Source organism: Nocardia australiensis, assembly GCF_020733705.1.
Lineage (GTDB): Bacteria > Actinomycetota > Actinomycetes > Mycobacteriales > Mycobacteriaceae > Nocardia > Nocardia australiensis.
This window is the reverse complement of the sequence record NZ_JAJFZM010000012.1, coordinates 1-11,207: the sequence shown is the minus strand read 5'-3', so window position 1 is coordinate 11,207 and position 11,207 is coordinate 1. Positions and strand designations below refer to the sequence as shown.

General features: G+C 62.4%; 14 protein-coding genes and 1 pseudogene. 14 read left to right on the top strand and 1 reads right to left on the bottom strand.

What is annotated here, in order from left to right; genetic code table 11:
* Positions 1 to 254 precede the first annotated feature (254 nt).
* The 13 genes from LKE06_RS27210 to LKE06_RS27150 all read left to right on the top strand — a co-directional run bounded on the left by LKE06_RS27210 (position 255) and on the right by LKE06_RS27150 (position 9,280).
* On the top strand, positions 255 to 578 hold the full coding sequence (locus LKE06_RS27210; protein WP_228002214.1) for a hypothetical protein: 324 nt from the start codon (positions 255 to 257) through the stop codon (positions 576 to 578).
* Positions 579 to 939: 361 nt separating this feature from the next.
* Entirely contained in the window at positions 940 to 1,407 is a 468-nt protein-coding gene (locus LKE06_RS27205; RefSeq protein WP_228002213.1) for a site-specific integrase, read from the top strand.
* Positions 1,408 to 1,616: 209 nt separating this feature from the next.
* Positions 1,617 to 1,949, top strand: a complete 333-nt coding sequence (locus LKE06_RS27200) for a hypothetical protein (protein WP_228002212.1) — start codon at positions 1,617 to 1,619, stop codon at positions 1,947 to 1,949.
* Positions 1,950 to 2,503: 554 nt separating this feature from the next.
* Positions 2,504 to 2,692: a hypothetical protein gene (locus tag LKE06_RS27195; RefSeq protein ID WP_228002211.1), complete on the top strand. Its 189-nt coding sequence runs from the start codon at positions 2,504 to 2,506 to the stop codon at positions 2,690 to 2,692.
* Positions 2,693 to 3,041: 349 nt separating this feature from the next.
* On the top strand, positions 3,042 to 3,422 hold the full coding sequence (locus LKE06_RS27190; protein WP_228002201.1) for a hypothetical protein: 381 nt from the start codon (positions 3,042 to 3,044) through the stop codon (positions 3,420 to 3,422).
* Positions 3,419 to 4,693 (top strand): FtsK/SpoIIIE domain-containing protein, encoded by a 1,275-nt coding sequence (locus LKE06_RS27185; RefSeq protein WP_228002210.1) that lies wholly within the window; start codon positions 3,419 to 3,421, stop codon positions 4,691 to 4,693. The genes LKE06_RS27190 and LKE06_RS27185 overlap by 4 nt, the downstream gene beginning before the upstream one ends.
* Complete coding sequence (locus tag LKE06_RS27180) at positions 4,690 to 5,013, top strand: hypothetical protein (protein WP_228002199.1); 324 nt, start codon at positions 4,690 to 4,692, stop codon at positions 5,011 to 5,013. Before LKE06_RS27185 ends, LKE06_RS27180 begins: the two co-directional genes overlap by 4 nt.
* Entirely contained in the window at positions 5,010 to 5,186 is a 177-nt protein-coding gene (locus LKE06_RS27175; RefSeq protein WP_228002198.1) for a hypothetical protein, read from the top strand. Before LKE06_RS27180 ends, LKE06_RS27175 begins: the two co-directional genes overlap by 4 nt.
* Complete coding sequence (locus LKE06_RS27170; RefSeq protein WP_228002197.1) at positions 5,183 to 5,482, top strand: hypothetical protein; 300 nt, start codon at positions 5,183 to 5,185, stop codon at positions 5,480 to 5,482. Before LKE06_RS27175 ends, LKE06_RS27170 begins: the two co-directional genes overlap by 4 nt.
* A gap of 166 nt (positions 5,483 to 5,648) precedes the next feature.
* Positions 5,649 to 6,008 carry a hypothetical protein gene (locus tag LKE06_RS27165; RefSeq protein ID WP_228002196.1) on the top strand — a complete coding sequence of 120 codons (360 nt, stop codon included), beginning with the start codon at positions 5,649 to 5,651 and terminating at the stop codon, positions 6,006 to 6,008.
* Between the two features lie 128 nt (positions 6,009 to 6,136).
* Positions 6,137 to 7,858, top strand: coding sequence for a replication initiator (locus LKE06_RS27160; protein ID WP_228002195.1), 1,722 nt, complete (start codon positions 6,137 to 6,139; stop codon positions 7,856 to 7,858).
* Between the two features lie 13 nt (positions 7,859 to 7,871).
* Positions 7,872 to 8,078: a helix-turn-helix transcriptional regulator gene (locus LKE06_RS27155; RefSeq protein WP_228002194.1), complete on the top strand. Its 207-nt coding sequence runs from the start codon at positions 7,872 to 7,874 to the stop codon at positions 8,076 to 8,078.
* A 68-nt stretch (positions 8,079 to 8,146) separates the two neighbouring features.
* Positions 8,147 to 9,280: a tyrosine-type recombinase/integrase gene (locus tag LKE06_RS27150; protein ID WP_228002209.1), complete on the top strand. Its 1,134-nt coding sequence runs from the start codon at positions 8,147 to 8,149 to the stop codon at positions 9,278 to 9,280.
* 33 nt (positions 9,281 to 9,313) lie between these two features.
* Here the strand turns inward: LKE06_RS27150 and glnA are convergent, their stop codons facing one another.
* On the bottom strand, positions 9,314 to 10,750 hold the full coding sequence (gene glnA, locus LKE06_RS27145; RefSeq protein WP_228002208.1) for a type I glutamate--ammonia ligase: 1,437 nt from the start codon (positions 10,748 to 10,750) through the stop codon (positions 9,314 to 9,316).
* A gap of 252 nt (positions 10,751 to 11,002) precedes the next feature.
* Between glnA and LKE06_RS27140 the strand changes: the two are divergent.
* Positions 11,003 to 11,207 (top strand): annotated as a pseudogene (locus LKE06_RS27140) (RDD family protein); the annotation flags it as partial.

The following is an 11,207-nucleotide window of genomic DNA, read 5'->3' as shown; positions in this document are numbered from 1 at the left end:
GGAGGAATCCGAGATGAACACCAAGACACGTACCTGAGGGCCAAGGACTGCGAAGCCCTCACGGTATCCCCGAGGCCACCTGGCGGTGGTGGGCACACGTCGGACAGGGACCAGCAAGCTTCAAACTCAGCGCTCGCCGTCGGGTGTGGCGAAAGTCTGTCGTCCTGGCCTGGATCGAGGAGCGGGAGCGGCTCACCAGCACGCAGGCAGCAGCCTGATGAGCACGTCACCGCGTCGCCATCGACGTTCAGGAGTTGAGCCGCGCGGTTCAAGACTGTGACCGTCGTGAGCGAGGATGGCACGACAACCCGCGAACAGGTGCCGTCAGCGAACCACGGCAAGGGCAAAAATGGCGGGCGCGCTACGTCGATGACCAGGGCAACGAGCACGCCAAAGGGTTCGACCGCAAGACCGATGCGCAAGCCTGGCTGAACGCGCAGATGTCCACGCTCGTCCAGGGCACTCAGTATCGCCACGGGATGCAAAATGACCATGCAAGAGTGGTGCGATCTCTGGATTCAGGCTACGCAGTTCATCGTGACTCGACCGTTCGGCAAGCCAAGGTTCATATCAGCTGATCACGCATGAGTTCGGTATGGTGCCCTTGGCTGCCGTCCGGCCATCCTCGGTGAAGTCTTGGTAGCAAAACTGAAGACTGAAAGCGTGAGCCGAGCTACGTCTACGCCGTGCATTCGCGCCTCTCGCAGATCATGGCGACGCAGTGCATGAGGGCCTACTGGTCCGCAACCCATGCTCGCGCCGAACCGCCCCCCGATGGGCAAGCAGAAGCCGTATGTCGCTACAACGCAACAGTTTGGGCGATCTACGATGCGTTCCCGAAGCACCTACAGGCGTCCGTTCTGCTCGGTGCATTCGCCGGTCTTCGGTCGCTGAGGTGTCCGCGCTCAAGGTCGCCGATATCGACCTCATGCGGGGCGGGTGAACCCCAAGCAGCAATGGAAGGACGAACCGCTCAAGACCGACGCGAGCCAGACACCGATACCGATACCGAGGGAACTGGCGTTGCTGCTGTCGGCGTCAGTTAAGAAGTGGCCTGGCGAACACATGGTGACCCGATGGCATGGGCAACCTGCGCCACCCTGGCACATCGATCGCGCCCTCCGTGCGGTGCGGAACGCGGGCAAGGTGCAGTCATTGCCCGAGGAGTTCAGCTTCCACGACTTCCGGCACTACTTCGCGTCGCTGCTCATCTCCAAGAAGGCGGACATCAAGGACCGTGCAAGTCCGCCTCCGCCACGCCAGCGCCAAGACCACGCTCGACACCTACGGGCACCTGTGGCCGACGCGGACGAGTCCACCCGAACCGCAATCGGTGAGGTGATCGCGGAACGGATGGACTCGGGTACTGCTACTGCGGATGAACTGCGGACGGAGGACCAGGGTTAGATGCTCAGCCGCAGGTCAAGCCCCCAATACGACTTACACGTCGAAGTACAGCTCGTACTTTGCAGCATTGCATCCCTTCTCCCTCTTGAGGACCTATTCATCTTAAGTCCTCTGTAGGTCTTGACTGATCCACGGCCATCTTCTATGGTCCTATAGAAGTTAGTCCTATATAGGACCCCCACAATACTGACATACAGGAGCTGATTTCAATGGCACTCAAGGGCTACCGCTTCCCGATCTCTCACTCCGAAGCCTTTCCTATGGGCTTGGTCCTGGTCGGTCCGATCGAGCCGCTGACCAAGTACAACCAGGACCGTAATGCTGCCCCTGAGCAGCGTTACGACTTCGATCCGAAGACCGGCGCCGGTACGGGCCTGCTGATGTGGAAGGCCACGGTCACCGATCCGTCGGAGACAAATTCCAAGCGCGCCAGCTTTCAGCTGATCTTCCTGGCGGAGGTTCAGCCGGTGCCCTCTACTCCTGAGGTGTTGCCGGTATGCGTCAGGTTGAGCTGGAGGGTTTGCTGGCCGAGCCGCGCGTGATGGGTCAGGGTGAGTTCAAGTACCAGGGCTTCAATTTCTATGCCGGTGGTATCAAGGGCGATAACTCTGGTGCGAAGGTCAGCCAGCCTGCCGCGTCGAAGGCTGCGTGATTGCCATGTCGCACATGTCCACCTCGGCGGGGTCCTGCGATCGAGTCGCCGCTGTCTATCACCCGGCCACGACCACCAAGGACGGTTACACCCGTCCGGCGACGGTGTGGATCGGCCTGGAAAGCACCCTCAGCAGTACGCACGCGACGATGTTTTCTGGACATCGATCACGTGCGTGCAACTCTGGCGCAGCGGTTGGCCGGAAACTGCTGATGCTCACGCTGCGGCCGAACTGCCCGCCACCGAAAAGGCTGCGCCGAGATAGTCCCGTGCCGAGTCCAAGGCGGCGTGGACGATGAGCACTGCGGATCGGCAGTCCAAGGGGAATGGCGTGGGCTCGCTGTCCGCCGTTCTCGTTGTCGTGGTTATCGGGTTGCCGCGTTCGTGTTGTCGATCGCGCGTTGCAGGACCTCGCGGTGAAGGCTCGTACTCCTGACGGCTGGCGTGGCTGTTCCGGTCATTGTGGACGTCACCATCATTCAGGCCACCATCGCGCTGCTGTGTTGGCCGACAGTGATGACCGGAAGTGGTTCGAGCGTGTCCTGGTTGCTGGGGCTGCGGTTTCGATCGGTGGCAACGTCGCTCACGCTGTGGTGTCTGGTCATGGTGTGGGTGCTGCTGTCCTGGCGGTGATCGCCCCGGGCTGCTCTGTTGATCGATACGCATGGTCTGGCGGTGCTGTTGCGCACTCATCGATCGGTTCCGATCGAATCGGCTGAGCCTGTAACGGATTCCGTGCCTGCGGAAACCTCATTCCCCGAACCTCCGATCGCCGAACTTGTCGTCGCTGAACCTCCGATCGCCGAACTTGTGGTCGCTGAACCCTCGACCCCGGAGCCTGCCTCGGTGCCGGTGAAGTCTCCGATTCCTCCGATGCCTGTCCGGCCTGTCGCACCGCCTGTGCGTGTGGCTCGGTCTTTCCAACCTCCGCGTCCGGCCCCGGTTCGGCCGGTCGCTGCTTCCTGAAAGGTGTTGATTAGCAATGGATTTTATGCACAAGTGCGAGGGCTACTGGGTCTCGCGTGAGATCTATGACGTCGTTGAGTATCGAGTGGGTGGTACCAAGATTGCGGGTTACGGCTCGCCGGGTGTCCGCTTCAACAGTGAGGCGTTCGGACCGATCGCGCCGAAGGATTCGATCCTGGTGACCTTCGGTGGCAGCGACCTGCACAGCTCTGGTGGCCTATGCCCGGACTTGGTTATGCCCGTCGAGTCTGCGGTGTCGTTGATTTCGCTGCTGCGTGCCGCAGTGACTGACGCCCTGATCGCTGAGGGGCAAGAACTGGAACCGATCCCGTTCGTCGACGTCACGGCCGAGAAGTGCACCTGCCCATATTGCGCCTACATGCAGGATCGGTCATGAGTTTGGCAACCATGTTGCCCCCGCTGGCTGCGATTGCTGGTGGTGTGGGTATGGCGGCTCGGATGGCGTACTGGTCACGGCAGAAACCGGTTCCGCGTGAGGAGACGGTCGCGGATTGGGTGGCTGCGGCACCGGTCGAGTTGAAGACTTCGATCTTGGTGTTCTGCGATCGCCAGCAAGAGTTGATGCTGTGGAGTGAGCTGAATCTCGGGTCGATCAAAGACGGATTCCCCACGGTCTTGAATGTCGAGTACACCGTCCACGGGCTGGATGTGGACGTGCAGATGCGTGGCGGCCATAAGCTGTCGGACTGGACAGATCAGAACACTCTGGACGCGTTCGCCCAGTACATCAGTGTTCCCGAGGTGACTGCGCTGTCGTCGTTTCCCGGATTCATCCGCGTCCAGGTCAGGGTGGCGGACACTCTCGCTGACCCGTCCCCGGTGCCGTTGATGGTTGCTGATGATGTGGACTTGGAGGCGGTTGCCTCGGGTGTGTTCGAGGATGGCGAGACCTGGAGTGTTCCGGTCCAGGGCCGTCACATCCTGATTGCTGGCGGTATGGGTGCGGGTAAGTCGAGTCTGTTGTGGTCGCTGGTCAACGGGATGGGTCCGGCGATCCGTTCCGGTCGGGTGGACTTGCGGGTGATCGACCCGAAGGGCGGCATGGAACTGGGGTTCCTGGAACCCTTGTGCACCCGGTTCGCCTGCACCGGCGAAGAAGAAATGGTCGGACTCCTGGAAGAGACCGTCAAAGACCTCCAAGAAGCCACCCAACGCTATCGGGGCAAGGTCCGCAAACCCGTTCCTACACCCGAGAACCCGCTTGTCGTCACGATCATCGATGAAGCGGCCGCTCTGTCGGCGTTCTCCACCCCGAAGATGCAGGATCGTTTCGAACGCGCTCACGGTCTGCTGCTCTCACAGGGACGCGCACCGCTGTACTCGGTGATCGAGACAGTGATCGATCCGTCGAAAGAGAATGTGCCGCAACGGCAGCTGCTTCCGTATCGGGTCGGGATGCGCATGGACGAAGCCGCCCAGGTAGCCATGATCCACGGCCAGGGTGCCCGTAATCGCGGCTCCTACTGCGACCAGATACCGCACACGACACCCGGGGTGTGCTACGTGCAGGAAGACGGCAAGGCAGGTTTCCGGCGGGCTCGGGCGTTCATGGTCACCGATGCTGATGTGGACCGGATCGTGGCGCAGTACAAGCCGATTCCCCGCCCGGTCGACCTGGACGCGTTCGCCCAGGAGCGTGCGGCATGAAAACCGGGCTCGTCACCGAGGTGCATGTGGTCATCTACTGCGACGTCTGCGGTGACGTCTACTCCGAAACCGACAGCGAGTCGACCTGTTTCGACTCCACCAACCACGCTGTCGGCTACCTCAACGCTCGATCCGCTGGTGTCGGCTGGATCTATGACGGCGACAAGGTCATCTGCGACGGCTGCCAAGCATTGGCCCGCTGCACCGAAGCTGGCCACACCTTCCCCGACCGTCGTGTCACCGTGCGGCGGCTCAACAAAACCACCCGTTCCCGCACCTGCATCGTGTGCGGCATCTTCGAAATCGAGGCCCTGCCATGAACACCAGCCACCGTTACGACGACAACGTCATCGACCTGCAAGCACGCCGCCGCTGCCAGCTGCAAGCCCGTGGCCTCGACCCCGTCACGGTCGCGGTTCACCTGTTCGCCGAAACCGGGACACTCCCGGCCTGGGGCACCGATGACTACGACGGTGGGGACTGGGCGGCATGAACAGCCACGAGTCCTCACACAGCTATTGGAAGCCGGAGCGGGGCATGGACTTTCACCGAGTACTGGTCGCCGCCGATCGTGGGCATCTGCGGGAATCGTGCGAGGTATTCGCCAACTACCTTCCCGACGCCATCCAGGATCGGCAGATTCAGGTGACCCTGCACAAAGAACACAACTTCGCCGCTGTGCTGCATCTGGCCATGACCGTCGACGACGCCATCGCGGTAGTTGGTGTGCTACAAGCCGCAATCCGGCAGGCCACAGGCGGCAAGCGCGACTGGGAAGACCTGCCATGACCGGCACTGCGAATCCTGTTTCGCGACACCCGAATCCAACGAATCCGATCGTTGCGAAGGCAGCAGCGTCGATCCGGAAACCACGCCCGAAACGCAAGGACCTGCACGAACCCTGCCGGAACCAACTCGCCTTGTTCGAACCCGCACCCGAAGGGAGGCCACCGAAATGATCTGGCGGATTATCTCCCCGGTTCGTGCCCGCTACCTCGCCTGGTATCGCTACCGGCGTCGTTGGACCCGCCTCATGACCGCCGCCCGCCTCACCCTCACTGCGGACGGCACTACCCGAGTCCCGCGCTTGTTGTCGGTCCGTATCGGTGACACCGCCGACCGGGTCCGGGTTCGGATGCTCGACGGGCACTGCCCCGCCGACTACGAAAACCGCACCACCCACCTCGCCAACACCTTCGGCGCCCACGGCTGCGACGCCGCCGTCATCGGCCCCGGAACAGTGGAAATCGTTCTCTACCAACATGATTCACCCGAATTCCCCGCCCTGTCGAACGGCCTGAAGGACGCGGCATAACCAGCACGACCAACGGAGGCCGGACCGGGAACACCAACCCTGATCCGGCCTCCGGGTCATTCACCCGGCAAACCGCAGCCATGCAGTACTCGACCAGACCACCGAAAATGGAAGGGGGACAACACGTTATGACCGCACCGATTATCGGTATCGCCCCCGCGCGGGAAACCGCTGCCGATCGACGCGCGATGCCCGATATCAGCGATATCGCCGAATCCGCCGCCGAGAAGGAAGGCGTGTGTGCTCGCGTTGTTCCTATGCGGGCGTTCGACCCGATCACCTCCCGCACCTCCTACGTCGGTGCCCCCTGTAAGTCCACCAACGCCACCACCTGCCCGGCGTGTGCTAAAGCGAACCGCTACCTGCGCATGACCCAGCTGCGTGATGGCTGGTGCACCGAACACGAACCCGCCGACACCACCACCGAACCCACCCAAGACCAACGCGATGTCCTGGCTGCTCGTGCGGAGCTGTTCAACGAGTACCACGACGCACGCGGTGACGGTGACGATGAACTCGCGGATGCGATCAAGGCTTTGGTGGCCGACCTCGATATCGAGTTGCGGGAACTGGGTGTGCGTGGACAACTCCCGCCGCTGGACCCCAAGCCCCGCCGCAAAGCCAAGTCCACTCGTCGTCGTGACGACGTGCCCGACCTGCCCCGTAGGAAGGTCAACAAGGCCCTCACCGTGGGCACTGCGTACGCGGACGGCAAGTATCGGCCCTCAACGTTCTTCACCCTCACGCTGCCGTCCTACGGGCACATCAACAAGGTCCGCGACCCGAAGACCGGCAAGATGGTGTCCGACGGTTCCCCGCGTGACCCCGAGTCCTACGACTACACCCGTCAAGCTCGCGACACGATCCACCTCGCCAAGTTGTTCGACCGGTGGATGCAGAACCTTCGCCGTGCGGTCGGCTGGAACGTGCAGTACTGGGCGTCGGTGGAACCGCAGCGTCGTGGTGCCCCGCACTTGCACATCGCTATTCGGGGTTCGATCTCCTCGCAGCTGCTGTATCAGGTCACTGCGGCAACCTACGTCAATGTCTGGTGGCCGCACTTCGACCAGCCCGTGTACGGCAGCGACAACATGCCGGTGTGGGACTACACCGCCGGTACTTTCACCGACCCGCGCACCCGTAAGCCGCTGACTTACTGGGACGACGCGCTGGAGACGATGGATTCGGTCGACGACCTCGAACCGGCTCACACCCTCAAGTTCGGTGGTCAGTCCAAGGCGGTGCAGGTCCTGGGCGGCAGCGACAAAATGGACATCAAGGTCCGGTATCTGACGAAGTACCTCACCAAGTCCATCGGGGAAGTCCTCGAGACCGACTCGACCCGCGTTGCCGTGCATTACGACCGGCTCCACGCCGAGCTGCAACACACTCCGTGCTCGCCTCGGTGTGGTGTGTGGTTGCGCTACGGCATCGTCCCCAAGGGTGCCAGCGAGAAGACCCAACCGGGTAAATGCAAGGGCAACGCGCACCGTCGTGACTCTCTCGGCCTGCCCGGTCGACGCTGCCTGAACTCGGGTAAGTGGTCGGGCAAAACGATTCCCGATCACAAGGCCGATCGCCTCGACTTCGTGCGCTCCGAGCTCGCCCGTGTCGGCATCGTCAAACCCGACACCTCACACCTGCGTATCACCCCGGTCGGACCTACCGACAAGGACGCACCACCTCGTTCCCATCTGGTCATGGCACTCGTCGCCGCCCGCATCAACCAACGCGCCGAGTACACAAACGCCCGCCTCGAGATGACCGAAGGTCCACCAGGCGACGGTGATGTTTCACGCGAAACCGTTGTGCCACAACAGAGTTCGTTCGTTCAGCAATCCGCAGCATAGGGAGGAATCCGAGATGAACACCGAAGACACGTACCTGAGGGCCAAGGACTGCGAAGCCCTCACCGGTATCCCCGAGGCCACCTGGCGGTGGTGGGCACACGTCGGACAGGGACCAGCAAGCTTCAAACTCAGCGCTCGCCGTCGGGTGTGGCGAAAGTCTGTCGTCCTGGCCTGGATCGAGGAGCGGGAGCGGCTCACCAGCACGCAGGCAGCAGCCTGATGAGCACGTCACCGCGTCGCCATCGACGTTCAGGAGTTGAGCCGCGCTGGTTCAAGACTGTGACCGTCGTGAGCGAGGATGGCACGACAACCCGCGAACAGGTGCCGTCAGCGAACCACGGCAAGGGCAAGAAATGGCGGGCGCGCTACGTCGATGACCAGGGCAACGAGCACGCCAAAGGGTTCGACCGCAAGACCGATGCGCAAGCCTGGCTGAACGCGCAGATGTCCACGCTCGTCCAGGGCACTCACGTATCGCCACGGGATGCACAACTGACCATGCAAGAGTGGTGCGATCTCTGGATTCAGGGCTACGCAGTTCATCGTGACTCGACCGTTCGGCAAGCCAAGGTTCATATCAAGCTGATCACGCATGAGTTCGGTATGGTGCCCTTGGCTGCCGTCCGGCCATCCTCGGTGAAGTCTTGGGTAGCAAAACTGAAGACTGAGAAGCGTGAGCCGAGCTACGTCTACGCCGTGCATTCGCGCCTCTCGCAGATCATGAGCGACGCAGTGCATGAGGGCCTACTGGTCCGCAACCCATGCTCGCGCCGAACCGCGCCCCCGATGGGCAAGCAGAAGCCGTATGTCGCTACAACGCAACAGGTTTGGGCGATCTACGATGCGTTCCCGAAGCACCTACAGGCGTCCGTTCTGCTCGGTGCATTCGCCGGTCTTCGGGTCGCTGAGGTGTCCGCGCTCAAGGTCGCCGATATCGACCTCATGCGGGGCGTGGTGAACCCCAAGCAGCAATGGAAGGACGAACCGCTCAAGACCGACGCGAGCCAGACACCGATACCGATACCGAGGGAACTGGCGTTGCTGCTGTCGGCGTCAGTTAAGAAGTGGCCTGGCGAACACATGGTGACCGATGGCATGGGCAACCCTGCGCCACCCTGGCACATCGATCGCGCCCTCCGTGCGGTGCGGAACGCGGGCAAGGTGCAGTCATTGCCCGAGGAGTTCAGCTTCCACGACTTCCGGCACTACTTCGCGTCGCTGCTCATCTCCAAGAAGGCGGACATCAAGACCGTGCAAGTCCGCCTCCGCCACGCCAGCGCCAAGACCACGCTCGACACCTACGGGCACCTGTGGCCGGACGCGGACGAGTCCACCCGAACCGCAATCGGTGAGGTGATCGCGGAACGGATGGACTCGGGTACTGCTACTGCGGATGAACTGCGGACGGAGGACCAGGGTTAGATGCTCAGCCGCAGGTCAAGCCCCCAATACGACTTACACGTCGAAGTACAGCTCGAACTCGTACGGGTGCGGGCGGAGGTTCACCGGGGCGATTTCCTGCTCGCGCTTGATGTTGATCCAGGTCTCGATCAGGTCCTCGGTGAAGACGTTGCCTTCGGTGAGGTAATCGTGGTCCTGCTCTAGCTTGTCGATGACCGACGCCAGGCTGGTGGGGGCCTGGGGGATGTTCTTGGCCTCCTCCGGGGGGAGCTCGTAGAGGTCCTTGTCGACGGGAGCCTGCGGCTCGAGCTTGCGCTTGATGCCGTCGAGGCCGGCCATCATCATGGCGGCGAAGGCGAGGTACGGGTTACCCGAGGAGTCCGGCGCGCGGAACTCGATACGCTTGGCCTTCGGGTTGTTACCGGTGACCGGAATGCGGACCGCGGCGGAACGGTTGCGCTGCGAGTACACCAGGTTGATCGGCGCCTCGTAGCCCGGAACCAGACGGTGGTAGGAGTTCACGGTCGGGTTGGTGAACGCCAGCAGCGACGGCGCGTGGTGCAGGATGCCGCCGATGTAATGGCGCGCGAGATCCGACAGACCCGCGTAGCCGGCCTCGTCGTGGAACAGCGGCTTGCCGTCCTTCCACAGCGACTGGTGCACGTGCATGCCCGAGCCGTTGTCACCGAAGAGCGGCTTCGGCATGAACGTGACAGTCTTGCCTTCCTGCCACGCGGTGTTCTTCACGATGTACTTGAACAGCTGCAGGTCGTCGGCCGCACCGAGCAGGGTGCCGAACTTGTAGTTGATCTCGGCTTGACCGGCGGTCCCAACCTCATGGTGGCCACGCTCGAGCTCGAAGCCCGCGTTCTGCAGGTTGGACGAGATCTTGTCGCGCAGGTCGACATAGTGGTCGTAGGGGGCGACCGGGAAGTAGCCACCCTTGTTGCGGACCTTATAGCCCCGGTTGGGCGAACCGTCCGGGTTGAACTTCGCGCCGGTGTTCCAGGAGCCCGAGATCGACTCGATCTCGTAGAACGCGCCGTTGATCCCCGAGTCGTAGCGGATCGAGTCGAAGATGTAGAACTCGGCCTCGGCACCGAAGTACGCGGTGTCGGCGATACCGGTCGAACGCAGGTACTCCTCGGCCTTGCGCGCGATGTTGCGCGGGTCGCGGCTGTAGGCCTCGCGAGTGAACGGATCGTGCACGAAGTGATTGAGGTTCAGCGTCTTGGCGGTGCGGAACGGGTCGAGCTGCGCGGTGCTGAAATCGGGCAGCAGCAGCATGTCCGACTCATCGATCGACTGGAAACCACGGACGGAGGAGCCGTCGAACGCGAGCCCTTCCTCGGCGAGATCGGCCGTGAACGCCTGCGCCGGGATCGAGAAGTGCTGCTGCACACCGGGAAGATCGCTGAAGCGAATGTCGACGTATTCGACTTCTTCGTCAGCGATGTATTTGATGACCTCATCGGCCGTGCTGAACGTCACTTGTTCTCCTTACGGATCGGTTCCCAGCCAGTGTCGATTGCATGGGTTCGTCGCGACCAGACGCTATGGATGAAGTGTTTCCCGGCCGTCAAGGCTGTGTTTCGCCAGTGTTACACGTCCGGCTGGCGGGGTGGCCTTGGCCACCCGGGCTCGAACAACATGGTAATCCTGCCATCTTTTTCGGCGCGCGCCGACGTGAACTCCCCTTATGCGGTGTCGGGCGACCGGCTGGACGCGCTTACTCTGGGGAGCATGGCACGCAGTACGGGATCCTGGCTTTCCGGACCTCCGACGGACCCGGGCGACCCGGCAACCCCAGAGTTCCGCGGTCAGTATTTGGGGTTGCCCGAGTCCGGAGTCGGGTCGTTGCCGGGTTTGGGACGCCGTATCGCCGCGCTGTTCGTGGACTGGATGATCGCGGTCGGGATCTCGCTGCTGATCGTGCGCGGCGGGATCG

Bases quoted from the DNA above. Each gene is read 5' to 3' on its own strand.
- LKE06_RS27185 (WP_228002210.1), top strand. From the start codon at position 3,419: ATGAGTTTGGCAACCATGTTGCCCCCGCTGGCTGCGATTGCTGGTGGT.
- LKE06_RS27190 (WP_228002201.1), top strand. From the start codon at position 3,042: ATGGATTTTATGCACAAGTGCGAGGGCTACTGGGTCTCGCGTGAGATC.
- LKE06_RS27200 (WP_228002212.1), top strand. From the start codon at position 1,617: ATGGCACTCAAGGGCTACCGCTTCCCGATCTCTCACTCCGAAGCCTTT.
- LKE06_RS27180 (WP_228002199.1), top strand. From the start codon at position 4,690: ATGAAAACCGGGCTCGTCACCGAGGTGCATGTGGTCATCTACTGCGAC.
- LKE06_RS27160 (WP_228002195.1), top strand. From the start codon at position 6,137: ATGACCGCACCGATTATCGGTATCGCCCCCGCGCGGGAAACCGCTGCC.
- LKE06_RS27155 (WP_228002194.1), top strand. From the start codon at position 7,872: ATGAACACCGAAGACACGTACCTGAGGGCCAAGGACTGCGAAGCCCTC.
- LKE06_RS27175 (WP_228002198.1), top strand. From the start codon at position 5,010: ATGAACACCAGCCACCGTTACGACGACAACGTCATCGACCTGCAAGCA.
- LKE06_RS27170 (WP_228002197.1), top strand. From the start codon at position 5,183: ATGAACAGCCACGAGTCCTCACACAGCTATTGGAAGCCGGAGCGGGGC.
- LKE06_RS27165 (WP_228002196.1), top strand. From the start codon at position 5,649: ATGATCTGGCGGATTATCTCCCCGGTTCGTGCCCGCTACCTCGCCTGG.